The organism is Gluconobacter oxydans DSM 3504 (assembly GCF_000583855.1).
GTDB lineage: Bacteria > Pseudomonadota > Alphaproteobacteria > Acetobacterales > Acetobacteraceae > Gluconobacter > Gluconobacter oxydans.
Map to the genome: position 1 here is coordinate 624,727 of NZ_CP004373.1, position 25,001 is coordinate 649,727.

The window sequence follows — 25,001 nt, forward strand, 5'->3', positions numbered from 1 at the left end:
ATTCCTGACACTAATGGCGGTTTATGTGCGTTCTTGCGCGGCAAAGTCAACGGGACAATCCTGAATGACAGGACCAATAGCGTATTTCTATTTTAAACCCGGCCTGATCACCTGCTTTCTTTGCCCTGACCACACGTATTAGTGAAGAAGCGCCTGGCTACAGTTCCAGTTATTTCATGGAAAGGAAAAGCCGACATGATCGTCTATCAGACTTTTAATCCAACGACGGAAACCGTCGAACGCAGCTTTGACCTGCACACGCCGGCGCAGATGAAGGACATCACGGACCGTGCCCAGCATGTCTGGAAGACGGACTGGAAGCTTCGGAGCATTGCCCAACGCAAGGAGATCGTGTCCAGAGCCGCTGATCTGCTGCGCCGGGACCGGCAGCATCATGCCAGCCTGATCGCCACGGAAATGGGCAAGGCCCTGCCCGACGCGCTTGAGGAAATCGACGTCACGGCTGATATCCTGTCGTTCTATGCAAACGGCGCGGAAGAATTTCTTGCTCCCACACCTCTCAAGGTGAAGACCGGCCAGGCGAAAGTCATCAACCAGCCGCTCGGGATCATTTACTGTATCGAGCCATGGAATTTCCCGTATTACCAGCTGGCGCGTGTCGCGGGCCCCAATCTCATGGCGGGCAATGTGGTCATTGCCAAGCATGCGCCCAATGTGCCGCAATGCGCCCTGGCGTTTGAGAAACTGTTTCACGACGCAGGCGCGCCCGTCGGGGCCTATGCCAATATTTTTCTGGATAATGACCAGTCCGCAGAGCTCATCAAAGATGATCGGGTCCGTGGGGTTGCGCTGACGGGAAGTGAACGCGCCGGCCAGGCCGTGGCGGCCCAGGCGGGTGCTGCGCTCAAGAAGGACACGATGGAACTGGGTGGCAGCGATGCGTTCATCGTGCTTGATGATGCCGATCTTGAGCTGGCCGTGAAATGGGCTGTCTGGGGACGGTTTGCCAATAACGGGCAGGTCTGCACGGCGGCCAAGCGCATGATCGTGCATGAGAAGGTTTACGATGCCTTCCTCGATGGGCTCAAAACCGCCATCACCCGTTTCCGGATCGGGAACCCGCTCGACAGGGACACCACCCATGGTCCGATGAGCAGTCTGCGGGCAATGGAACTGGCGCTCGATCAGACGGCGGAAGCGGTCAAGGGCGGCGCGACGCTTGTGGCCGGCGGCAAGCGGATGGACCGCAAGGGGTTCTTCATGGAGCCGACCATCCTGACGGATGTGTCAAAGGACAATCCAGTCTTTTATCAGGAGATCTTCGGCCCGGTGGCAGTCGTCCATAAGGTCGCATCGGAGCAGGCCGCGATCGATCTGGCCAATGATTCGCCTTACGGGCTTGGAGGTGCGGTTTTCTCACGGGATATCGCGCGTGCGGAAAAGGTCGCCGAGCAGGTCGAGACCGGCATGGTCTTCATCAACACGGCCACCGCAGCCGCACCGGAACTCCCCTTCGGTGGGATCAAGAATTCCGGCTTCGGACGGGAACTGTCCTTCCTCGGCATCGAGGAATTCATCAACCGCAAGCTTGTCCGGATCGGATAAGCCACTTCGGGCATCTGTCACGTCAGACAGGTGCCCGACAATCGGTTCCTGTCCGGGAGTTCCGGAAAGGCGCAGCCTTTATAAAGAAACGTCCATTTTCACTATTATAGAATCTACATCCGTGCGCAGAGTCATTCATAACTCTCCATATTGCCAGCATTCAGTGATTTTCTCCTAAATTGCCAGGAACCTTTGAAGTTAATACAAGAGCCACGGCAAACCTCGCGTCGATGACCGCCGTGTGCTGAGCGGCATCATTTTTGTGAACCGCAATGGGATGCGCTGGCGTGATGCGCCCCGGGAATACGGTCCACACAAGACGCTCTACAACCGCTGGAAGCGTTGGGGCGACATGGGCATTTTCATGCGGATGATGGATGGCCTGTCTGCTGCGAAAACCGGGCCTCAGACGATTATGATTGATGCGACGTATCTCAAGGCGCACCGCACGGCTTCGAGCCTGCGGCTCAAAAAGGGGATCCGGGCCGCCTGATCGGTCGCACCAAAGGCGGTATGAATACGAAGCTGCATGCGATCACGGATCAGAACGGACGACCGCTGAGCTTTTTCATGACTGCAGGGCAGATCAGCGATTATACCGGTACCGGTACCGGTGCCGGTGCCGCTGCCTTGCTGGACAGTTTTCCTGCAGCACAATGGATGCTGGGAGATCGCAGGTATGACGCCGACTGGTTCAGGGACGCCCTGGAAGAGAAAGGGATAAAGCCCTGCATTCCAGGACGGAAATCTCGCGGAAAACCGGTCAAATACGACAGGCGGAAATACAAACGCCGAAATCGCATCGAGATGATGTTCGGAAGGCTCAAGGACTGGCGGCGTATTGCAACACGCTATGACAGATGCCCGAATGTCTTCTGCTCCGCCATCTGCCTCGCCGCAACCGTCATCTTCTGGCTATGAGTCCTGAGCCTAACGACCGGCCTACGTCCCTCAGTTCGCGGGTGTCTACATTGGCGTGCCGTCAGAACAGACGGTCGACCACGGTGTTTCCCTGCCAGACGGAGCAGGTAATAGCTCTGATAGTTTTTTCGCCTTACTGCCTTGAGCCGCAGGATGGAAGAATGACGCGGGGCGCCGCGCGCTTCCGCCAAACCGATAAAATTTAAAACGCAAAGATAACACTGATATGGTTTGTTCGTAACAAATACGAGAGATGTTAAATTGCCAGTTGCCCGCATTGTATGATCATCATACCAGTCTAGTGTTCCCAACTTTGGTGAAGCAGACGTGGCATGACAAAAATTGCACTGTTCGGTGCTGGCGGAAAAATGGGTTTCCGGCTGGCGTCCAATCTACAACATTCGGCGTTCCAAGTGGCGCATGTCGAACCCGGAGCATCCGGGAGGGAACGCCTCCAAACGACCCTGGGAATCGAATGCGTCTCCGAGGATGACGCTCTCACCCAAGCGGATGTCGTGATTCTTGCTGTACCCGACACCTTGATCGGGCATGTATCCGCGTCACTGGCCGATCGGCTCTCGCCCGGCACGATGGTGATCGCTCTGGACGCCGCTGCACCGTTCGCCGGGCATCTCCCGCAGCGGGACGATCTAACCTATTTTGTCACGCATCCGTGCCATCCGCCCATTTTTAACGATGAGACCAGCATGGAGGCCAAGCGGGATTTTTTCGGTGGCATTCACGCCAAGCAGCACATCGTCAGCGCCCTGATGCAGGGTCCCGAAGAAGCATTCGCACTGGGCGAAGAAATCGCAAAGGTCATCTGGGCCCCCGTGATGCGTTCGCATCGCGTTACGGTCGAGCAGATGGCACTTCTTGAGCCTGGTCTCTCGGAAACCGTGGCCGCAACTTTGCTGGTCGTCATGCGGGAGGCGATGGACGAGGTGGTGGCGCGAGGTGTCGACAAGGTCGCCGCGCGCGATTTCCTGCTGGGCCATTTAAACGTGCTTGGCTCCGTCATTTTCGAGGAAACTCCAGGCGTGTTCTCCGACGCCTGTAACAAGGCGATCCAGTTCGGAAAACCCATGCTGATGCGTGACACCTGGCGCCGCGTTTTTGAGCCCGAGGAAATCGCCGCCAGCATCGAACGTATTACCTGACGAGCAGTATTCCTGTCTCGCCAGATTCCTGACCTCATTTCGCGATCAGAGAGTATTTGAGCATGTCCTGTCTGACCGACATGGTCGTTGTGACCTACCTCATCGAAAGCGCTGGCGATCCCGAAGCGCTCGCGTACAAGATCGCGCACGATCAGTCGACAGGCACATTCGTGCCACTGGCGGGTGAAACGCCAGAACTCAAGGCACGCGTCTCCGCTCGTGTGGTGGATATCCGTCATCTTTCGCCGGTTGGAATACCCTCATTTCCTCAGGAAGCCGGAGCGCGAGAGTATCGTCGCATTGAGGCCGATATCGCCTACCCCGTTGCAGCCGTGGGCCCCGATCTAGCGGCCATCATGACGATAACTATGGGAGGCGTGTTTTCGATACGTGGCTTCAGTGGCATTCGAATTCGCGATATCGCGCTGCCCCAATCGTTCCGGAACGCTTACGCCGGTCCACAATTCGGCACATCGGGCACCCGCATGCTGACAGGCGTGGAAGGACGTCCCGTTATCGGAACAATCATCAAGCCCGCGCTGGGCTTGCGCCCCCACGAGACGGCAGACCTCGTGCGCGATCTTGTCGACGCCGGGGTCGATTTCATCAAGGACGATGAAAAACTCATGTCCCCTGCCTACTCGCCGCTCGAGGAGCGTGTGAAGGCCGTAATGCCTGTCATCTTGGAGCATGAGCAGAAGACCGGTCGCAAGGTCATGTATGCATTTGGAATTTCCGCGACCGATCCGGACGTGATGATGCGAAATCACGACATCGTCGCCAATGCGGGCGGCAACGCGGCCGTCATCAATATCCAGTCGGTCGGCTTCGGCGGAATGGCCTTTCTGCGCAAGCGCAGCCGTCTTGTTCTGCACGCTCATCGCAATGGATGGGACATTCTGACGCGGCATCCGGGTCTGGGGATGGATTTCAAGGTATATTGCAAATTCTGGCGTCTTCTGGGCGTCGATCAGATGCAGATCAATGGTATTCGCGCGAAATACTGGGAACCCGACGAATCTTTCGTTCAGGCTTTTTCCGACTGTACGACGCCGATCTTCGCTCCCTCCGACGTATGCATGCCGGTCGTGTGTTCAGGACAGTGGGGTGGTCAGGCCCCGGAGACATGGAAACGCACGGGCAAGACACTCGACCTTCTTTATCTCTGTGGCGGCGGCATCGTCAGTCATCCCGACGGGCCGGCCGCCGGCGTGCGCGCGGTCCGACAGGCCTGGGACGCCGCGGCACGCGAAATTCCGCTCGCAGTCCACGCAAATACCCACTCCGAACTTCGCCATGCCCTGGAGACATTCGGGCAACTCGACCTTGCATAGTGCAAACGATCGGAAAATGGTCATGAAACTCATGATAGCCTATTATGGCGATGATCTGACAGGATCAACGGATGTCATGGAGGCTCTCAGTCTCGTTGGCGTACCAACCGTGCTCTTCATCGACCCCCCGACGGAAAAACAGCGCGCCGTTTTCGCAGACGTGCGCGCCATCGGACTCGCTGGCACAAGCCGAAGCGAAACACCTGAATGGATGCGTGTGCATCTGCGCGCCGCCTTTCAGTGGCTGCATTCGCTGGATGCGGAAATAACCCATTACAAAGTGTGCTCGACTTTTGATTCCTCACCAGAGGTCGGCAATATTGGCACTGCGTTGGACATCGGCCGCGAGATTTTTGGTCATGCGCCCGTTCCGATCGTCGTGGGAGCGCCTCAACTGCGTCGCTACACGGCGTTCGGTCATCTGTTCGCAGCCTTCCAAGATCGGACTTACCGCATTGACCGCCATCCTGTGATGGCGCGCCACCCTGTGACGCCAATGGCAGACTCGGATCTGATAGCCCATCTCTCAAAACAGACAGCCGCCCGTATTGTGCTAGTCGATTTTCCGACTTCACATTCCGACGCAGCCGTTGATCGGATCGCCGCTGACGCGGAAGCCCTCCTCTTCGATGTGCTCGACACAGCCAGTCAGACGGCCGTCGGGCGTCAACTCGTGCGGCTGCAGCATAACGGCAGTCGCTTCGTGATCGGTTCGTCGGGCGTCGAATATGCACTCGCGCATGCTTGGAACGTGCACAATTGCGATCTGCACGCGCTTTCTTTCGAGGCACCGGGTGCAGTGGAAAAAATCGCCGTTGTCTCGGGCAGTGTCTCCCCGACAACGGCCCGTCAGATCGAGCACGCGGTCAGTCAAGGCTTCGTCCGCCTTTCTCTGGACCCGCGGGCATTTCTAGACCACGGCGCCAGGGATACCCTGATCGACGTTACACAGGCAGCGCTGGACGCCCTGGATAAGGGACAAAGCGTGATCGTCCATACCGCGCTCGGCCCCGATACTGATTTAGGCGCCGAGCTCGCCGCCTCTGCCATGGATGGACGTCATGCTATCGGACGCGGCCTCGGCCAGCTCCTTGCTCAGTTGGTCCGACAAGCAGGATTGAGACGCGCCATCATCGCTGGTGGCGATACTTCCAGTCATGCTTTGAAGGAGATGGGGATTTACGCGCTAACCCTGTGCCTTCCCATCCCGCAGACGCCCGGCTCGCCGCTGTGCACGGCACATTCGGATGACCCTGATCTGGACGGTCTCCAAATCGCCCTCAAAGGCGGTCAGGTCGGGAACGACGCCTATTTTTCCAACATCCTGCACGGTCTGGCCTGAAGCCAGGCGAACCGGAACAGAAGAGAACGCTCATGGATTCGAAAATCGCGTATCGGAGCCTATCCTCAAGCCCGAAATATATTTTCTATCTTATCGTGGTGGCATGCGCCGGGTGGGCGCTGGCTTCATACGATGTCAATCTTCTAGTTCTTGCCCTGCCAGAAATCGCCCAGAGCCTTGGCATCAGCGAATATGAACTCGGCATTCTCGGCTTCGTTGTCTACGGCGCACAATTTATCGTCACCCTCTTCGTAGGCTACGGTATGGACCGCTACGGCCGCAAGCGGATGTGGATGATCTGCATGAGCGGCACGGCCATCTTCACTGGAATGACCTGCTTTGTGCATAATTTCTGGGAACTTGCCACGGTCAGAGCACTGGCATCGGGCCTTGCCTACTCCGAACTTGCCGTCTCCATCACGATCGTCAACGAGCAGTTGCCTGCGCGCAATCGCGGCCTTCTCTACTCGATCGTGCAGGGTGGATGGCCGCTGGGAGTTTTTCTTGCCTCCGGGGTCTACCTGATTTTCGACAGAATGGGTTGGCGCTTCGTGTTCCTTCTAGGTGTATTACCCATCCTCGCTGTGATGCTCGGCCGCGCTTTCATAAAGGAATCAGAACGGTTCGAGGAAGAAAAAATACGCCAGGCGACTGAGGGAACGAAGCCCACACTCCGGGAACTTTTCCTCATGCCGGGCGATATTCGGCGTCAACTCGTGATTTTGTCGATCGGGTGGATTTCATACGGCACAAGTTACGTGGCCACGAATTTCTACATCACCTACTGGCTGACGGAGCACAAGAACTTCACAAGCCATCAGGCGAGCTTCCTGATGCTTCTGTCGGGAGGCGCCGGTTTTTTCTTCTATGTCGGTGGTGGATGGCTCGGCGAACGGATAGGGCGCAAGACTGTCATCGTCCTTTCTGCTGCCCTTGTGGCACCGCTGAGCCTCATTTTTCTCTATGCTCAGACTTACTGGCTCATCGTTCTCGACTACTTCTTCCTGTATCAGATCACAAACGGCGTTTGGTCGGCTGCAGGATACGCCTACCAGAGCGAGAGCTTCCCCACACGCATTCGCGGAACCGCCGTCGGTTTTCTCGCTGCCATGCTGGTGTTGGGGTTCGTTTCCGGAAGCGTCCTCTGGACAGCGGTCGCCGGCCAGCACAATCCGACACTGACGTGGGTCGTCGTTGCCGTGCTTGGATCACTTGGCATGCTCGTCACTGCGCTGCTCCGGCCCATTTCGCCGGGGCAGGAACTCGAAGCCATTGTTTCATGACGTAACCATTGGCCAGGCAAGAGCGCTTTTTCCAATCGTCGCATCGGTCATTAGCCCCCGTACCTCGTTTTTCGCCCATGGAGAAACCTATCGTGACAAATACGGGTTCATCGCCGAAGATTTTGCAGGGCGCTGTTGTAGGGTGTGGTTTTTTCGCTCTCAATCAACTTGAAGCATGGCGTGCGCTCGACGGTGTCGAAATCGTCGCCCTCTGCGACACCAATGAAACGCGTCTGGCCGAAACTGGTGCCCGCTTCGGAATAACGCGCCTCTATACGGATATCGAGGCTTTGCTGGACGCCGAAGCCATCGACTTTCTTGATATCGCCACCACCCCACCCTCTCACAGAATTCTCGTGGAGGCTGCGGCCCGGCGCGGAGTGGCGGCGATCTGCCAGAAGCCGATCGCGCCGTCTCTGGCCGATGCGCGTGCGATGGTCGAAGCGATGACGACCTCCGGCAGGCCCTTCATGATCCATGAGAACTTCCGCTGGCAGACACCTGTTCTCGCCCTCAAGACGCAGATCGCGGAAGGGGCCATCGGGCTGCCATTCTGGTGCCGCATCAGCTTCCGGTCCGGATATGATGTCTACGCTCAACAGCCCTATCTCGCCAAAGGCGAACGTTTCATCATTGAGGACCTCGGCATCCATCTACTGGACGTGGCTCGCTTCCTGATGGGGGATGTCGCATCGCTTTGGGCACGCACACAACGTGTGAACGAGACGATCAAGGGTGAGGATGTGGCGACCATCATGCTTGGGCACGTGAACGGCACCACCTCTTTGATCGATTGTTCCTATGCCAGCACCTTCGAACGCGACCCGTTCCCGCAGACCCTCATCGAAATCGACGGCACCTCCGGATCCCTGCGCCTGACACAGGATTACAAGCTGCTCGTCATGAACAAATCCTCAAATCGCACGCTCGACGTCACGCCGCTCCTGCTCGACTGGGCGCAGAAACCCTGGTTCAATATTCAGGAAAGCGTACTCAATATTCAGCGACATTGGGTCAAATGCCTCCAAACCGAGGCGGAGCCATCCACGAACGGACGAGACAACCTGAAAACTTTTGCTCTCGTCGAAGCCGCCTATGAAAGCGCCTCTGCCGGGCGAATTATCGAGATCTCCTGATCATGCCACGCACTCCGGAAAGTCTGTTGGTCCGGCGCTTCGGCACTACGGAACCTCCAGCTGAAGCGCGCCGTCTTTGTGCCGGACGTCTTGAAGCGGATCTCGCAGACGGTCAGTTGCGGAGCATACGATACGACGGCATCGAGATTATCCGGGGGATCAGCTATGTCATTCGCGACAAGGACTGGGGTTCTTACACGCTTAATAGCAGCGAGCTGCACGTCACAGAAACACGTGGCGGTTTTTTTGTCCGTTACGAGGCGTCCTGCGTCGATACGGAGAACAGCGAACAAACGATCAACCTCTCCGCGCGCATAGAGTGCTTCAATGAGCATGATCTTATATTTGAAGTGACGGCTTGCCCCGTGAAGGACTTCATGACCGCACGTTGCGGTTTTACGATCCTGCATCCCCTCAACGGAACCGTTGGGCAGTCGGCTCTCGTCGATCATGCAGACGGGAGCGAAGAAAAGACACATTTCCCTGACCTCATCGAACCTTGGCAGCCCTTCAAAGATGTCAGAGCGATCACTCATTATCCCAAGGACGGCCTATGCGTTTCGTGTCGCATGGAAGGCGATGTCTTCGAGACGGAGGATCAGCGGGCGTGGTCAGACGCATCATTCAAGACATATGTGCGCCCTCTGGCATTGCCTTGGCCTTATATTCTGCCCGAGAAAAAGCCGTTCAAACAATCCGTCAGGCTACGTATTCGTGACGAGAGAAATGGTATAAAGGAAGGCGAGGATCAGTCCTTATCCCCTGCCACCCTAAAGCTGGGTCCACCCATTGGCCGGATGCCGGATATTGGCCTCATACTCACGCCAGAGGTCGCGTTATCACAACAGATGACGAGAGAACGAATTCGCGAAATCAATCCGCGCCTTCTTCTGCTGCATTACGATCCCGCCGCAGGGCATGATCGCGCCGCGCTCCAGCGTCTCAAAACCCTCACGGACCACCTGGGAGACGACCTTTCCTTTCACAAGAGGCTGGAATTCGCGGTTCCCGTCGACGAGGACCCGCAGATTGTCATAACCAGACTGCGCGCGGATCTGGATGCAACAGGCCTCGATATCGACTCACTTATGCTTTGCCCGGATGTAGATCGACAATCAACGCCGCCGGGAAGCGCCTGGCCCGCATGTCCTTCACTGGAAACGATCTATGAAGCCGCGAGGACGATCTTTCCGGACCTGTCACTGGGCGGCGGCATGATGAGTTATTTTACCGAACTGAACCGCAAAAGGCCGCCAAGGGAGCCTCTAGACTTCGTAGCCCACGGCACGAGCGCGATCGTGCATGCGGCTGATGACCTCTCTGTCATGCAGACCCTGCAAACGCTGCCGGATATTACCCGCTCCACGCGGCAAATCATCGGCGTGTCCATGCCTTATCATATCGCACCCGCATCCATCGCCATGCGTCAGAACCCCTATGGCGCGCGACTGATTCCTAATCCCTCCCGTCATCGGCAGCCCATGACGGATCGTGACCCCCGCCAGGCAGGGACGTTCGCCGCAGCATGGCAAGTCGGCTATTTCGCAGGAATAGCGTCGGAAACCGTTGAAAGTGTGACGGTCGGTATCATCGATACGCCGATGAGTCTTTGGGACAGGGAAACGATCTTTCCCATCTATCATACGTCGCGCGTTTTGTCTGAAGCGTCTGGAAGGACGTCATATGCATGCCAACTGGACAACTCGCATATTTTTTCAGCACTTGCATTCGTGAAACCGTATGGAGCCCGACGCGCAGACGGCGTTTCCTGCCCGCATTTGTTACTTTCGAACCTGACGAACGAGCCACAGGAGCTTATCATCGACGACCACAGAGAAGCGAGGATCATCATGCGTCTTGATGATGAAGGGGATGACTTTTCAGAAAGGCCCCTCCCCGATGGATATGTGACGCTCTCGCCCTATGCCACCGTGCTGGTCGTTCTGGGCCTCTAAACTTCGGACTTTGTCCCGCTGTCAGAGACGATGGGGATGCACAAACAGATCGGCACTGCGGTCAAGGTGGCGAATCATCGCCTGCTCGGCAGCATCAGGATCCCGTTGAACCAGAGCCTCGAGAATGTCCTCATGCTCAACGATGGTGACATTCTCCTTTCCAGACCAATGTAGCATTTCAACATGAAACGTCTCCAGCCAGCCCAACATATTCTTCGCGACGCTATAAAGCAGGGGATTTCCGGCGATACGCGCAATCTCGAGGTGAAAGTTCATGTCGCATTGAATGAACTGCGGGATGTCGCTCAGCGTGGCCCGTTGATCCGCGATCTTGGCGGCAAGGCTGTCGATATCGCTTTTTGTCGCTCGCTCCGCCGCTACCCGTATCAATCCACGCTCGAAGAATTTGCGGGCCTCAATGAGATGCTGAAGAGACGTTTCGGAAGACGCCAGCAAAATACGCGTCGGGAGATCAATCTGCCGAAAAATCGACGTTTCATCTGGATGAGCAATCCTCGCTCTCTCACCGTGTGCGATTGTGATCAGTCCATGATGTTCCAGCCGCTGGAGGGCCTCGCGTATCGCAGGCCTCCCGACACCGAAAACAGCCATCAGTTCCCGCTCCGAGGGAACAAGGCCGTCATTTGAAAGCGTTCCGTCAAAAATCTTCGTCTTGAGACGGTCGAAGATTTCGTCGGACAGCTTTTTCCGCTCTATCGGTTTTTCCATTCTTTAAGTTTTATCTGAAAATCAACAAAGGAATAAGACGAAAATAACCGCCTTCATGCAGAACCTGCGGATTAGCTTACACCACAGATGGAGGGATCGAAGAACTGTTGATTGGCGCGGCTGGCTCCTGATTTCAGGGTTGTGGCGTGCTGATTGACGGTTTCCGGGATGACTTTCGCTCTGCGTTTTGAGCGGATCGCGAGCTATCGCCATTGGGATGGCTACGCGCTCGCGTTCAACCTCTCGAGGAAGAGGAAGCGGCGCATATTGTAGACAATATTGGCCAGGCCGATCCGCATGGTGGCCCGGGTAATACCCACGGTTCGGACGAACAGCCCCATCTGCGATTTCTGATCGGCAAAGACATGCTCGACGCGCGATCGGATCACCGACTTCCCTGCATTGCACCGCTGGATATGGCGGGGCATGGGTTTGAGATGCGGCTTTTTCCTGTGAACTTTCGAGACGAAACCCTCTTTGTCCATGAAGTCCTCATTGGCTTTCGAGCGATACGCGGTGTCTGCCCAAACGGTTGAGGCCGTATTGGTTTTGTCCAGCAGCCCCTCGCGCAGTCTGGCACCATCACTGGCAGCGGCATCCGTTGTCTTCCATTTTCGGATCAGTCGGAACTTCCGGTCGATGGAAACATGCGATTTATAGCCAAAGAACGGAATGGCGAGGTCCGTAGCCGGGAGCGTCCCGTCCTCCTGCCGCTTTGCCTTCGTGAACTTCAGCGTCCAGCGGGCGTGCCTGTCCTTGTGGGACAGCTTTACCGGCTTGTCTTCCCAGCCTTCGGGAATTCGTCCTGCCCGAAGATCGGCTTTCTCTCCGTTGGTATTGCGCTGCTTTGGCGCTGCCACCAGTGTTGCATCCAGGATCTGGCCGGACATCGGCAGATACCCGGCGTTACGCAGGGTGGCGTCAAAGCGCTCGAACAGCTTCTGAACGGCACCAGCCTCGGTCAGACGTTCGCGAAACAGCCAGACCGTTTTGGCATCGGGTACCCGGTCCGACAGTCCCAGACCGAGGAAACGCATGAAGGACAGGCGGTCGTTGATCAGATATTCCGTTCGCTCGTCGGAGAGATTGTTCAGCGTCTGGATGACCAGGATCTTGAACATCATCACCGGATCGAACGGGGGGCGGCCGCCTTTGCTCCTGTCTGAATAGGCCAGAGCCTTCTCCAGATCAGGGCGGAACGCCTCAAAATCCACAGTCCGGGAAAACGCCTCGAGCTGATCGCCAAGCCCGCTTAACCGGGCAAGCCGCTCGTCAACATCAAAGAAACCCGGCTGCTTCATGAGCCATCCCTCCAATCATTACACAAGATAGGGAATTACAGCCAACAATTCAGAGCCAAGGGGTTTTTCGAACCCTCCATGTGAAGAGTTTTCGACCACTGTGAAAGAAATTCGACCGCTCGCCACATCCTGCAGGATGAGTACAAAGGGATTTTTCGATCGAGCGCTTCAGTTAGCAGTTCACTAACGATGATCAATCCGGATGAAATGGCTGCTTTGGGGGGGGGAAAACGGAATGTCTGTTTCTGAAGAGCGACCAGAAAAAATAGTCGTTTAATGATTTGGCACTTTCGTCGCTTTTGCACCCACGGGCATAATTCCCGATCAACTGGATATCATGCAGCCACATTTGTATGAGGTGAGGATTGATTTCGTCTCGATGGCGTATATGGAAGCGCGGCTTCTGTTTAGAAATTATTGTAATTTTTATCCGGCAATGTATCGCCAACCTTTGGTGCTTGCTTCATAGACTTGGCCCAATCCAATGCCGATACCACGTCATTTTTGAAGGAAGCAGGCCGCACAAATATTGGCACCGAAACCGCCCGGTAAAATCGCATCAACCATAAAGCGCATTAGAGAAAATGAGTGAAAGCAAAGGTCGCATTTTTCAACGTCGCCACACCAATATATTTCTTTTTTAGATTTTACTTCACCTTCTAGAATTTTCTCTAGCCTTAATTCAGCCATATCGTATTCATCGTCAATAAATTTTTTAATTGTATTAGAGAAACCTTGGTCTTTCATGAATATGTTAACAATCTTACCAACCTCTTCTTGGTAATTGTCGATAATGTGGTTAATAGAACGGATATCTCCTTTAACCTGAACTATCGAACTACCTTGGACACGAACTCGCTCAAGGCCAGATTTACCTTCGCGGAACACACCATAGCGTAAGCCAAGATCCGCCATAATATCGTGATTCATTGATCTATTCTCGCCAAAATGGCAGGCGATGAAATAACCGAAGCCATCGCCTGAGAAATGCTCGGCAATCACCTTGCCGAAGTTCGGCGTCGAACCATTCCACTCTGGAAGCCCAATGAATTGCTCAACATCTCCATCATGCTCAATAACAAGATTGAAGGTTGGTAAGTAACCGACGAAACCGAACGCAGAAGCAGCTAATGCGCGCAGAATATCTTCCGGGCTATATGCAATGAGTTCGACCCGCGCGCGAGAGCTCTTGCGTTCGGCATATCGAATGAGTTGCATGACGGACCCAAGCCATGTTTCATTAAAGAAAAAGATATTCTCGACCCGTTGACGGAGCGCTGCCATTTGCGGTGGTGAATCCGTATGCGCTGCAAATCGCAGGCGGAAGTCAGATTCTCCGCCATCACCGCGGATTTCATCGATAATAGTGTAATCGTCTAACCAAGGGTCGACGAATCGACCGAAGCGATGAATGATTATATCTTCCTGTGCACCGTCCTTGAACCATATGTTTCCCTTTTCAGGATGGGAAATTTCGACCGTGTCAGATCCGATCTCCATGCGACCAGGCACTCCTCCATGGAGTTCCCACATTGCATCGGATGCCTCGGCTACCCGATCCTCAAGCTCTGTAAGATCAGCTATGCGATCGTTAAAATCTTTAAGTTCAACTTCTTCAAAACTAGCTTCGATCAACTTCATGTATTCTTCGAAGCGTAATTCGCGTTGCGCGAAATAGAGGAAGGAGCGCCCGCACAGGTTCGGGCTAGTCGCCCGGCTCTGAATGATTACGAAGTCGGCCAGACCAAAACGCTGTAGCCGTCGCGCAATCACGGGAACGGCTTTTGATGCAGCGGCTTTATCCGGAAACCCCCAGAGAAAATGACGAACCCCGATCTTTCGCTCGTTAGTACTCAAGTTCGGCTTCACGGGTTCGATTGCGACTGGTGTGCCGTCCGTGTCGAGAATAATCGCGCCTGCGGTCACTTCGAATGGGGCTGAGCTGGCAAATTCGGCATAGGGTGTTGAAAGCTCACGCCACTCTACTGACAGCAAAATTAAGCGGACCTCTGTATTTTTGACTAGGAATTTTTCGCGCAGCAGTGGCACATACTTATAGAGTTCTTGGATAGCCTCCCGTGCAGCCGCATTGGTACGCTTGATCTCGATAATCACGAGCTTGCCTGCTGCATCACGCGCAAAAATATCGAGAAATCCGACAGATCCCATCTTGTTTGGCAAATAAAATTCTGTACCTACCAGTACCAATCTCGGCTCAATCAAGTCGAGGTTAGCGGAAATATAATCGCGAATATTAGCTTCGGTGACTTTTTTCTTATCCATATCTCTCCGTCGAACCTCACGCCCTCAGCTATCGTTAAGTTAAAACTTAATTGATGGCTGGGTGAACAACAATCGCGGAATTATAGCTTGAAACCCAATAGTTCATTTGCGCCTACGCTGATCCGCAAGGAGCCGCAGAGGTTATGTCCGCTACGCGAGAGCATCATTCGCAAATTTGTATGTCCGAGATGAGGCGGCTGCCGCCCGTCTGCTCCTGTATCGCTGAGCACGCAGGCGAATTAGGAGGAACGGCAGCAGGTCAAATTTTTGCGGGGCGATCAGTAAAACCGGACATTTACATGGACGACCCTCGCGAAGGCGCTCAAGGACACCCCCTACTTCCAGCCGGCGGTGAACATCGGCTTCACCAGAAAATTCACCAATGCCTAGCCGATCGTCGAAGGAGGTTGGCTCAAAGGTCGGTGCTCATGGTTTGGCGAGGCATAATCAATGTACTGCTCCGCCGCGTTGGTGATCCGCAGCAGTAGACGCTGAAACAACCCTCTTAACAGCTTCATGTCGCGGATCGCCGCCACCTCTTGACCCTGAGGGATGGGCATGCCGTGGGCGGCCTTGTTCCGCCGGCGCCAAGCGGCGTCCTCGTCTTCACCCAGTTCGAGGTTCAGGGTGGCCATGACGCCCTTCAGCCGCTGACGCTGATCGATGCCATTAAAGGTGAGCAGTTTATCCTTCAAGGCCGCCTTCACCTCAACGGAGACATCGGCGCTGGCGATGACGTCGCTGAGCGCCGCTCTAAGGATTTTCCATTCGTCTTGTGTAGCCCAGCCCTTTCGTACCTTTCCAGAGTTGGCTTTGGTGTATGCACTCTGCAGGCCCTCGATCGCCGCGCCGAAGTGCACGGGTGCGATATGCGGGGTGGCGGCGCAGGCATGCCAGAAGGCCCAATGCAGGTTCGCAAGATCTAGGACGTCAAACGCGGTCACAAACGCCTGGATCGCCCTTGTTAGCTGCAGGGCACCTAACTCGTTCAAGAAGCGGTCGCCGAGCGGCGCTAGCTGGAGAGTTTCAATGTCGAAGGCATGGCGGCGAAGGCTGTAGGCGCTTCGCGCTAATGTGGACACGACGTTCCATTCGGCGTCGTAGTGGGTTGTTCCGAGATCGATCAAGTAAATGCCCATCGCGAAGGAAAGGCCTGTGCGGACCTTCTTTCGGAACTCGTCATCGGGGACGCCATCGTAAACAATGCACCCGGGCTTGATGGCACCAGTCCGGTCTTTTCCGTCGAGCGCGCAAACGTAAAAGGTTATTCCATCCACGGTCAGTTTGGCGGAGTTCCGCGAGGAGCTGAACCGTTCAGTATCGCTCGCAATGGTTATACCGTCGTGGAGCGAAATTCTCCGAGTTGTAATGGTTTTAGTAACCACGTCAGAAGCCGCGGGCCACGTGTATGGGCTCTGAGGCAGGTTTTCGAGCCAATCGATGACGTATAGCGCGGACGCCCCGGAAGGGTTGTTGGTCTTAGCGATCTGAACCTGGGCGAGCTCCTTTAGGGGCTGGTCAGCCCCGGCTTGGAACTGGTGGTACTGGCTGTAGGGCACTAACCCGAAAAACTCTCCTTCGAGGCCGCCTACACTGCGTAGAAGTGCCCGCTCAGTGGCCAAGCGAACCGTGCCTGACGCCTGATCGACCGCCGCCGACATCGCATTTGGGTCAGCCTCAGTCTCCAAAACGAGGCGCAGCTTTTCGTCCCTTCGGATTGAAAATCTACGGATCGGCTGATGGAGGGGGCCAGGATCGATGATCTCGAAGAGGCTATTGTTCAGGATGCAGAGACATTCCTCAGTTAGGTCGTGCATCAGCTTGCGCCCTCTCGAAGAGTCTTAGACCGGATGAATTCGCCGATAAGCAAGGTCATGTGCCTGTCGAACAAACCAAACCTTCTGAGGCGCCATCGCGGAATGATGTGCTCGTCGTTGAATGTGTTTTCCCTCGGCGCGGCACTACAAACAAAGCAGGCGTCGCCCATAACGATATCATCGACGAACCGTATACAGCTCATTAGGAGGATGCGGCTGTCACGGCTGACGAACGTTACATCCCGCTGTTCAGGGGCATTGCTCAAAGTTTCTCTTCTCCTAATCACAATTTTAACCTGATCGAAGACTTTTATAATACAGAGTGCGCAATGCTGTTCTCTACCATAGATACTTAAATGGCACCTAAACATAGTTCCTGCATACAATAAAATATCATGTACGATTACGTTTTTATAATTTCGCGCGTAAATCCTGGTCACGATGCAGTTTCCGTTTTCGCTCCGTCGGGGCTCACGAACGACGGCTTTATACGGAACACGTTATTCATCGGCAGGTGTCTAAACGGCAGCTATGTCCCAAAAGCGGTCTATTGGAGGTTTGCCGAACAATGTCGGCTTTCGGGCAACCGTCATCACTGCTTGGGTGTCTGATATAAGGCGACTCCCGCCTGTCTGCTCCTATTCGACTAAGCGGCCAGGCAGATCAGAGGGAGAAGCGGAACGTTCGGTTGGGGACAAAATTTTACAGGAGCGAATATAAAAAGAAGTCATAAATTAATTGGTGATCTGTCTAAAATTACGCATTACACTGGCTGAAAATATATCTATTTTTAAGTATATATTAATTTTTATACTATCGCAGTATTGTCTAAATGGGGATGGGAATAAGGTCAAGATTACCGTATCCTCGAAACCACAAACGCTCAAAATCAAGCCGACTACAGTCAACTGAGATTTCTGTTGTGAAGGGCCTAAGATAGGTCGCGGCATCGAAGCCCTTGAAACCTATTTCTGCCGCCTTCATGGCCTTGAATACTTTGCAGACGGCCGACACAAAAATGGGCATTAGATTCAGATAGATTTGGTCGTTTGGATAACGATCTTCGGACGCACGTTTGCGTATTTTAGCGAGGTTCAACTGGCTATTGATGACTTCAAACTGCGCGATAGCTTTCTCCGGCTTGTTCGACCTCTTGGCGATGTATGGTGACGCGAGAGATGGATCGATACGTGCATCCAAATCGTCCAAACGGATATAGTGGGACATCGGAAGGCGCCCACCATGAACAGTAGGATGACTGGCAAGGAGAAAGGACGCACCAAGCCAATTTTTTCCTCCACTTTCAAGGTGCAGGCGCCAATTTAAACTGTAGAAAAGCGGGTGATCACGATGATGAATTGCATTCCGCACCAAGATTAATAACGCTGTATCTCCATAATCAAAATATTTGAATACGTCCTTTGAGACGTCATAGAGAGTGTGGAAGGCTTCCAGTTTCATCTCGAATAGCCGATCAATATTGTTTATTGCCTCCTCCGGATCTATTTTAAATAGATGTGCATATTTCCAATGCGCCTCACTATAAATACGCATAGCGTTCGCCAATTTGCTTATCGCTTCTTCAATAAGGTTTTTATTCATAAATTTTTCGTCTCATTATAATTTAAATTCTGCGTTTATACATAATTCAATCGGCGGAAAACGTGTATATCGAGAAACCATGACGGCACAAGGTCTGACAAATTTTTTCACGAACTTGAATAATGTTCGCAAGAATTTTTGTTGTTTGAGTGAATAGTGGAAGTGATCAAGCTCTCGGGGAACTACAGCGAGTGAACACTTTTCAAACGAATAGACGGCTTCTTTTAGATCGAGGAATGGCTATTTTAGGAAAACGTAAAAGGCCGTTTGAATGTCCGCGATGAGGCGAGAGCAGCAGGTCCGCTTACGCCTACAACTCGGACGTCTTGACGGTTTTGACAGTTTCCCGAAAGCTGACATTGCTACACTCACGTCAATAGACCGAGTTTGGGACAATGCTGCGGCTAGAACTGAGTTTGAGGAACGGCGGCTCTATCTGAAAGTTGTCGTTCGACATGGCGGTTGGATTCAACCCATCGACTGCAAGTGGGAGGCTTCTCAGCTCGTTTTTAAAGGAAATGAGCGCGCTTGAAGGCTCTTCATAATCGCCACAAGCTTCGATTGGGAAGGCTGCGGAAGCACGAGTGGGCCAGGTCCCGGAGCATAATGTAAGCTATATTTGCTCGCGCATTGGCATTTCACGGACTGACAGATTTAAACATCTAAAGTAGACGATTTCAGCTAATTTCGAAAACTCAGATTCAATTGATAGATTTATTTTTATTAAGAAAACGCATTGCTTCTGCAGCATGTGTAGCAGAGGGCTCTTCAGTGATCGAATCCTCGAAGTCGGCAATCGCGCTAAGGATTCGATAGACCGCCTCCTCATCCAGCTCTGATGCCGGAGCGCCAATCTCTTGTTCGACGTTAGCTATTACTTCAAGAGTTATACCGCGTATCCGCTGGTCTGCCTCATCATCGAAAAAATCAACAACGATGTCTTTGAATATGTCCTTGCCACCTAACTCGAGGCTGAGCGCCCCTTTGAAGTATCTTGTCAGATAATATGCAATACTTCGCGCATCATCCGCACCGAATTTAGCCAACAAATTATGAAAATTCACCATCACGTTATCCAAACTTAATTATATCGAACGCTTCAGTCGGCACGTCTGCAACGATATATTCCTGCGAAAGTGGGTTGGCTTTCGCTTTAACTGGAACAGTTTCAATGTAAGGAATAATATCCGTCTTGGGCAAGACGCACATGATAGGCCTAAAATGCTCTGGCGTAGCTTTTTTACAAATCGCCCTGATGTCATCCCTGATGTCAGCGGTGATCTTTCCCCTCTTAAGCATAACGTCTGCTCCGCGTCGAATGCCGAGCCTCTTTACCTTAATAATAGTTCCATGCAGATCGCCCCCATCAACTTCCTTCTTAAGATCGAGATATATTTGCAGCGGAGATGAGCTTGGAGGCACTGTAAACACCGGAGAATTAAAATCTGATCCAAAATATGGTGTGCACCAAGTATAGTGCAGACCTCCATAGTATTGTAGATTTATATTGTAAGCTAGGTGTGTCATGGTCGAGTATAAAACTGGCTTATTTATTATAACGCTAGCCATCAATCAGTTCCGGTGCAGCCAAATTGCTTCAGAAGCATCCTACTTCCAATGTATCCTCGAATCCACCAAAAACTGACCTGTAAGCTCGCAGAACGGTCCTCTCCCGTGGCAGGTCGCGTGCGAACTTTGCAGACGGCATCACTTGGGTCCACTGGCAACCTCAAAAAGCGGCTACTGTTGCTAGGTTCGGACGTTAGCGTCACCAGATTTGAACGACCGGGTGGGATCGGCAGTAGTCATGAACGTGATTACTACGAATGGCTGCTTTTGGTCATCCCTTCCCAAGAACAGACATTCCGTTTACCCCCCATAATGGACAGTCCCTAATGGCATACTAAGATCCACACCCTGCGAACGTGAATAGAGATTTTGAGAAAGCTGATATCATTGAGGAATGTCTGATTTTGAAGTTCTGATTGATCTGGAAAAACGCCAGCATCCAGTCGGTCTCCTGCGATGCAATGCGACAAGGGGCAGCGAGAGCATCCTGTTCGAATACCATAAAAGATGGCTTGACCACCCCGCCAGCTTTCCTCTGGAGCCCGGATTACCCTTACAGTCTGGCATTTTCGCTCCACCCTCAGGACAGAGTATTTTCGGATCCATAGGAGATTCCAGTCCAGACAGCTGGGGTCGACGATTGCTTCAACGCGCAGAACATCATCAGGCAACCCGTCAGGGCTTGGCGGCTCGGACATTGTCAGGAACGGACTTTCTGATGGCCGTAGCAGATGATGCACGCCTTGGCGCTCTACGATTCCGTCCCGTGACAGAAAAAGGGTTTCTCTCTCCTTCTGGTGGTTACGCACCGATCAAGGAATTCCGTAACCTGATGGAAATCGCAGATCGCTTTTTTAGCGCCGAGGAGACCGAAGACGATCTACAGTCACTTCTTCCGGTCGCCACGTGTCTGGGAGGAGCAAGACCTAAGGTCTCCGCTCGAGATCAGGACGGGCATCCGGTCATCGCCAAATTCCCCAAGGAAACGGACGATTATTGCATCGAGACCTGGGAAGCGATTGCCCTCAGGCTTGCAGATCAGGCTGGAATCCCTACCGCTCCACACCAACTGATTGAAGTCTCAGGAAAACGTGTGCTGCTGACGCAACGCTTTGATCGGGTAAGGGAACAGCGCATCCCTTTTCTGTCTGCCATGGCGATGCTGGGACGTCAGGACGGCGAAAGCGCCAGTTACCCCGAAATCGCAGAGATCCTTTTTCTTCAGGGCTCACAAGGGAAAGCAGAAGCTCAGGCGCTCTATCGACGCATGACCTTCAATGTCCTGATCTCAAATGTGGATGACCATCTGCGCAATCACGGCTTCCTGTGGTCCGAAGACAGGGGTTGGCATCTCTCTCCGGCTTATGACCTCAACCCCGTCCCTTCCGACATCAAGGCACGGGTCCTGAGCACACATATCGATCTGGACGACGGCACCTGCTCTCTGGATCTTCTCGAAGCCGCCTCTGGCTATTTTGAACTGTCTTTGCAGCAGGCGCGCAGCATCATCCGGGACGTGGCCACGGTCACTGCCAACTGGCGTAACGTAGCCAAAGCCGCAGGTGCACGAGGAAGCGAAATCAATCGAATGGCCAGCGCCGTTGAACACACGAAACTTAGGCGTGCCCTACGCCTATAAGGAACCTCTATGCTTTATCGCTTGAAGCCATAGACATTGTCTTACGCTACTAACCATCTGATCCTAGATAGCATCAAAGCCACTCTGACGAGTACCAAGGCAATTTGAGAAAGAGAAAATAGATTTTTGCCTACTATCTAGGCACGGACATTTTCTGCGACAAAACGATCGATTGTTCCTAGACGTACCCATACATCTCTCTGAAACCCAGACTTTAACGTGGGTTTCAACAGGGGTCAGATCGACGCTCTAACCACTAAGTAATTGATTTTTATGAGAAAAATGAGGGGACCTGGTGGAGAGAGTTGGATTCGAACCAACGTAGGCGTACGCCAGCGGATTTACAGTCCGCCCCCTTTAGCCACTCGGGCACCTCTCCGGGTCGGCGGTTGGGATATGGCGGATTGACGGCTATGTCAATTGCCAGTTGTCGATTATATGCTTTTTTATGGCCAGAAGATCTCCCTCCCGTTCCGCTCCCGATCGTTCCACGGACCGATCCGCTCCTCACGCCGGCAATGCCGAGCACGGCTCTTCCCCGTCTGGTGGTCGCACCAGGGAACGGGGGGGCCGTTCCGGTCGTGGCCATGCGGCCAGCTCCGGCCCCGGCTACTGGATTTACGGTCATCATGCCGTGCAGGCCGCTCTCGCCAATCCCGAGCGTGTGATTCACGATTTCCTGGCGACGCGAGAAGCTGCGGCTTCTTTTGAGAATGCGTCCCGCAAGCCGCAGATCGTGGACCGTGAGCGTCTCGACCGGCTGTGTGAGCGCGATGCCGTGCATCAGGGTGTCTGCCTGCGGGTCGAACCGCTGGAAACGCTGGCCATTCCCGACATCGTCGAGCGCAAGGGGCCGGTTCTGGTGCTGGATCAGGTGACGGATCCGCGCAATATCGGCGCCATTCTGCGCTCTGCTGCGGCGTTCGGTGCGGCTGCGCTGCTCGTGCAGGACCGCAATGCACCGCAGGAAAGCGGTGCGATGGCGAAAGCGGCCTCGGGCGCACTGGACGTTGTACCCATCCTGCGGGAGGTCAATCTCTCCCGAGCCCTGCAGGCGCTTCAGGCCGAGGATTTCTGGGTTGTCGGGCTGGATGCCGGGGGCACGCGACTGGATGGCAAGAGCTTTGCCGGACGTCGTGTGGCGCTGGTTCTGGGCGCCGAAGGTGCCGGGCTGCGTCGTCTGACGCGCGAGACGTGTGACGAGATCGCCAGCGTCTATATGCCGGGCGACATGGAGAGCCTGAACGTCTCCAATGCCGCGGCCGTCGCACTTTACGAGCTGGTTCGCCCGGTCTGAGCCATGTTCCGGGAGCACTGGATGCTCCCGGAAATCTGACGGTCAGTTGGGGCCGGAGGTGGCGGACGGGTAGTCCGTGTATCCTTCGGAGCCCTGGCTGTACCAGGTTTTCATATCATCCGGCTGCAGGGCGATGCCGCGGGCGAAGCGCTCCGGCAGGTCGGGGTTCGAGATGAACTTGCGACCGAAGGCGATCGCATCAGCTTTCCCTTCTGCCAGCGCGGCCTGTGCTTCCTCGAACGTATAGTCCTGATTGAGCACCAGCGGGCGCAGGAACACCTTGCGGATCTGCGGGGACAGTTTGGGCTGGTCTGTCTTGCCGAAGGTCCCGTTCGGGCCGGGCTCGCGCAGTTCGAGCCAGGCCACGCCCAGATCCTGAAGCAGCTTGGCCGCCGGGACGAAAACCGTCTCAGGTGCGCTGTCGATGCAGCCCTGCGTATCGCCGTTGGGGGACAGGCGCACGCCTGTGCGGTCGGCACCGATGGCGGCGATCACGCGCTCGGTGACTTCCTTCAGGAAACGGATGCGGTTTTCGGGGACGCCGCCGTATTCGTCCGTACGGTGATTCGTGCCGTTTCGCAGGAACTCGTCGATGAGGTAGCCATTGGCGGCGTGGATCTGCACCCCGTCAAAACCGGCGCGGATCGCATTGCGGGCGGCGTTCTCGTAATCGTTCAGAATGCGGCTGATATCTGCGGCATCGATTGCGCGGGCCTGCTCGAACGGCTTCTTGCCTTCATAGGTATGGACCTCGCCGGGGGCCGTGGTCGCGGAGGACGAGACGGGCTGCGTTCCGGTCACGGACGAGTGGACCATGCGGCCCATGTGCCAGAGCTGGCAGACGATCTTTCCGCCCTTTGCATGCACACCGGCCACGATCGGCTTCCAGGCTTCGACCTGCGCATCGGACCAGATTCCCGGTGCGAACGGCCAGCCCAGACCTTCGCGGGAAATACCCGTGGCTTCCGTGATGATCAGCCCGGCACTGGCGCGCTGGGCGTAGTATTCCGCCATGATGGGGGTCGGAACGGCCTCCTTGTCGGCACGTCCGCGCGTCAGCGGGGACATCACGATCCGGTTTTTCGCGTGAATGGGACCGAAATCAATGGGATCGAACAGGGTTGGCATCACTTGTCTCCTCTGGACAGGTCCTCATATTGTTCGACATAAGTCGAACAAGGCAAGCTTTTTGTTTGATGCGAGTCGAACAAAGCAGGTGTTGCGATAAAATCTCAGGAAAGGGATAAGACCCCCATGGCTGCCTACGACCATCCTGATCCCGCGACGTTCGAACTGACTGTGGTGCTGCGCGCCCTCGCCGATCCCGCGCGTCTGGAGATCGTGCGGCATCTGGCGCGGGTCGGGGAAGCGAACTGCGCCACGCTGATCGGAACGCGGCCCAAATCCAGCATGTCGCATCATTTTCAGGTTCTGCGGGACAGCGGGATCCTGCGGACCCGCATCGAGGGCGTCCAGCATCGCAATTCCCTGCGCCGCGAGGAACTCGACACACGGTTCCCCGGGCTTCTGACGGCTGTCCTCACCGCCCCCTGAAAGACGACACGGAGGCCGGATTTCAGTTCCGGCGCCAGATCTGTTCGTGGATGCAGGTTGCGAAAATCAGCCAGACGAAGAAGGGCACCTGCATGGCGGCGGCCTTGCAGTCCACCTTGTGCGCCGTGCGGATCGAGGCGCCGGACGTCATGATCAGGCCGATGCAGATGGCCAGACCCGTGCCGAGCTGGCGCTTGCGGAACACAAAGAACGGAAAGCCTGCCACGCCTGCGACACACAGCGCCCATAATGTCAGCGCCGTCGTGCGGGCACAGGACTTCTCGGCCCGCAGGAGCCGGTAGCCCGACCAGGCCAGCAGCCCGTCAAGCATCGTCCAGATCACGGCATAGGCCGGGCCGGGCGGATTGAAATGCGGCTTGTTCAGATGTTCGTACCAGCGGCGGGTCGCCTTGTCGTCAGCCGGGCTGATTTCCCGGGCAGCGTACTGAACTCCGAAAACCGTGCCGGCGGCGATGACCGCATCAACCAGACGTCCCATAATCACTGATCCTT

19 protein-coding genes, 1 tRNA gene and 2 pseudogenes are annotated in these 25,001 nt (G+C 54.7%); 12 read left to right on the top strand and 10 right to left on the bottom strand.

What is annotated here, in order from left to right:
- The first annotated feature begins 195 nt into the window (after nucleotides 1-195).
- From GLS_RS02885 to GLS_RS13230, 8 genes and pseudogenes are all read left to right on the top strand, one after another.
- On the top strand, nucleotides 196-1,566 hold the full coding sequence (locus tag GLS_RS02885) for an NAD-dependent succinate-semialdehyde dehydrogenase (protein WP_041111041.1): 1,371 nt from the start codon (nucleotides 196-198) through the stop codon (nucleotides 1,564-1,566).
- Nucleotides 1,567-1,771: 205 nt separating this feature from the next.
- A pseudogene (locus GLS_RS13065) lies at nucleotides 1,772-2,487 on the top strand (IS5 family transposase); the annotation flags it as partial.
- Between the two features lie 332 nt (nucleotides 2,488-2,819).
- Nucleotides 2,820-3,647: a phosphogluconate dehydrogenase C-terminal domain-containing protein gene (locus GLS_RS02900; RefSeq protein WP_041111043.1), complete on the top strand. Its 828-nt coding sequence runs from the start codon at nucleotides 2,820-2,822 to the stop codon at nucleotides 3,645-3,647.
- A gap of 62 nt (nucleotides 3,648-3,709) precedes the next feature.
- Nucleotides 3,710-4,981: a 3-oxo-isoapionate-4-phosphate decarboxylase OiaX gene (gene oiaX, locus GLS_RS02905; RefSeq protein ID WP_196756961.1), complete on the top strand. Its 1,272-nt coding sequence runs from the start codon at nucleotides 3,710-3,712 to the stop codon at nucleotides 4,979-4,981.
- Between the two features lie 22 nt (nucleotides 4,982-5,003).
- Nucleotides 5,004-6,323 carry a four-carbon acid sugar kinase family protein gene (locus GLS_RS02910; RefSeq protein WP_041111045.1) on the top strand — a complete coding sequence of 440 codons (1,320 nt, stop codon included), beginning with the start codon at nucleotides 5,004-5,006 and terminating at the stop codon, nucleotides 6,321-6,323.
- A gap of 32 nt (nucleotides 6,324-6,355) precedes the next feature.
- Complete coding sequence (locus GLS_RS02915) at nucleotides 6,356-7,606, top strand: MFS transporter (RefSeq protein ID WP_041111047.1); 1,251 nt, start codon at nucleotides 6,356-6,358, stop codon at nucleotides 7,604-7,606.
- A gap of 92 nt (nucleotides 7,607-7,698) precedes the next feature.
- The gene (locus GLS_RS02920; protein ID WP_196756962.1) at nucleotides 7,699-8,742 is read left to right on the top strand and encodes a Gfo/Idh/MocA family protein; all 1,044 of its coding nucleotides are present in this window, start codon (nucleotides 7,699-7,701) and stop codon (nucleotides 8,740-8,742) included.
- 26 nt (nucleotides 8,743-8,768) lie between these two features.
- A complete protein-coding gene (locus GLS_RS13230; protein ID WP_148295880.1) occupies nucleotides 8,769-10,697 on the top strand; it encodes a hypothetical protein in 1,929 nt (642 codons plus the stop codon).
- A 21-nt stretch (nucleotides 10,698-10,718) separates the two neighbouring features.
- Here GLS_RS13230 and nanR read toward each other — a convergent pair whose 3' ends face one another.
- From nanR to GLS_RS13235, 7 genes are all read right to left on the bottom strand, one after another.
- Nucleotides 10,719-11,426 carry a transcriptional regulator NanR gene (nanR, locus tag GLS_RS02930; RefSeq protein ID WP_041111051.1) on the bottom strand — a complete coding sequence of 236 codons (708 nt, stop codon included), beginning with the start codon at nucleotides 11,424-11,426 and terminating at the stop codon, nucleotides 10,719-10,721.
- Nucleotides 11,427-11,647: 221 nt separating this feature from the next.
- Nucleotides 11,648-12,727, bottom strand: coding sequence for an IS5 family transposase (locus GLS_RS02935; protein WP_041111054.1), 1,080 nt, complete (start codon nucleotides 12,725-12,727; stop codon nucleotides 11,648-11,650).
- A 498-nt stretch (nucleotides 12,728-13,225) separates the two neighbouring features.
- The gene (locus GLS_RS02940) at nucleotides 13,226-15,010 is read right to left on the bottom strand and encodes an endonuclease NucS domain-containing protein (RefSeq protein WP_041111056.1); all 1,785 of its coding nucleotides are present in this window, start codon (nucleotides 15,008-15,010) and stop codon (nucleotides 13,226-13,228) included.
- Between the two features lie 386 nt (nucleotides 15,011-15,396).
- Nucleotides 15,397-16,827, bottom strand: a complete 1,431-nt coding sequence (locus GLS_RS02945; protein WP_041111058.1) for a hypothetical protein — start codon at nucleotides 16,825-16,827, stop codon at nucleotides 15,397-15,399.
- Between the two features lie 828 nt (nucleotides 16,828-17,655).
- Nucleotides 17,656-18,429 carry a hypothetical protein gene (locus GLS_RS02955; RefSeq protein ID WP_041111061.1) on the bottom strand — a complete coding sequence of 258 codons (774 nt, stop codon included), beginning with the start codon at nucleotides 18,427-18,429 and terminating at the stop codon, nucleotides 17,656-17,658.
- 701 nt (nucleotides 18,430-19,130) lie between these two features.
- Nucleotides 19,131-19,496, bottom strand: a complete 366-nt coding sequence (locus tag GLS_RS02960) for a hypothetical protein (RefSeq protein ID WP_148295881.1) — start codon at nucleotides 19,494-19,496, stop codon at nucleotides 19,131-19,133.
- Nucleotides 19,497-19,500: 4 nt separating this feature from the next.
- A complete protein-coding gene (locus GLS_RS13235) occupies nucleotides 19,501-19,998 on the bottom strand; it encodes a hypothetical protein (RefSeq protein WP_155721042.1) in 498 nt (165 codons plus the stop codon).
- A 394-nt stretch (nucleotides 19,999-20,392) separates the two neighbouring features.
- Here GLS_RS13235 and GLS_RS13605 point away from each other — a divergent pair.
- Nucleotides 20,393-20,656 (top strand): annotated as a pseudogene (locus tag GLS_RS13605) (HipA N-terminal domain-containing protein); the annotation flags it as partial.
- 60 nt (nucleotides 20,657-20,716) lie between these two features.
- Entirely contained in the window at nucleotides 20,717-21,637 is a 921-nt protein-coding gene (locus tag GLS_RS02970) for a type II toxin-antitoxin system HipA family toxin (RefSeq protein WP_226986666.1), read from the top strand.
- 293 nt (nucleotides 21,638-21,930) lie between these two features.
- On the opposite strand, the gene GLS_RS02975 is transcribed toward GLS_RS02970, so the two are convergent.
- Nucleotides 21,931-22,016: transfer RNA gene (locus GLS_RS02975), tRNA-Tyr, on the bottom strand.
- A gap of 69 nt (nucleotides 22,017-22,085) precedes the next feature.
- Here GLS_RS02975 and rlmB point away from each other — a divergent pair.
- Nucleotides 22,086-22,934 (top strand): 23S rRNA (guanosine(2251)-2'-O)-methyltransferase RlmB, encoded by an 849-nt coding sequence (gene rlmB / locus GLS_RS02980; RefSeq protein WP_172491939.1) that lies wholly within the window; start codon nucleotides 22,086-22,088, stop codon nucleotides 22,932-22,934.
- A 42-nt stretch (nucleotides 22,935-22,976) separates the two neighbouring features.
- On the opposite strand, the gene GLS_RS02985 is transcribed toward rlmB, so the two are convergent.
- Nucleotides 22,977-24,062, bottom strand: coding sequence for an alkene reductase (locus GLS_RS02985; protein ID WP_041111069.1), 1,086 nt, complete (start codon nucleotides 24,060-24,062; stop codon nucleotides 22,977-22,979).
- A 126-nt stretch (nucleotides 24,063-24,188) separates the two neighbouring features.
- Here GLS_RS02985 and GLS_RS02990 point away from each other — a divergent pair, with 126 nt between their 5' ends.
- Entirely contained in the window at nucleotides 24,189-24,488 is a 300-nt protein-coding gene (locus tag GLS_RS02990; RefSeq protein WP_041111071.1) for an ArsR/SmtB family transcription factor, read from the top strand.
- Between the two features lie 22 nt (nucleotides 24,489-24,510).
- Here the strand turns inward: GLS_RS02990 and GLS_RS02995 are convergent, their stop codons facing one another.
- Nucleotides 24,511-24,987, bottom strand: a complete 477-nt coding sequence (locus GLS_RS02995; protein WP_041111073.1) for a TspO/MBR family protein — start codon at nucleotides 24,985-24,987, stop codon at nucleotides 24,511-24,513.
- Nucleotides 24,988-25,001: the final 14 nt, after the last annotated feature.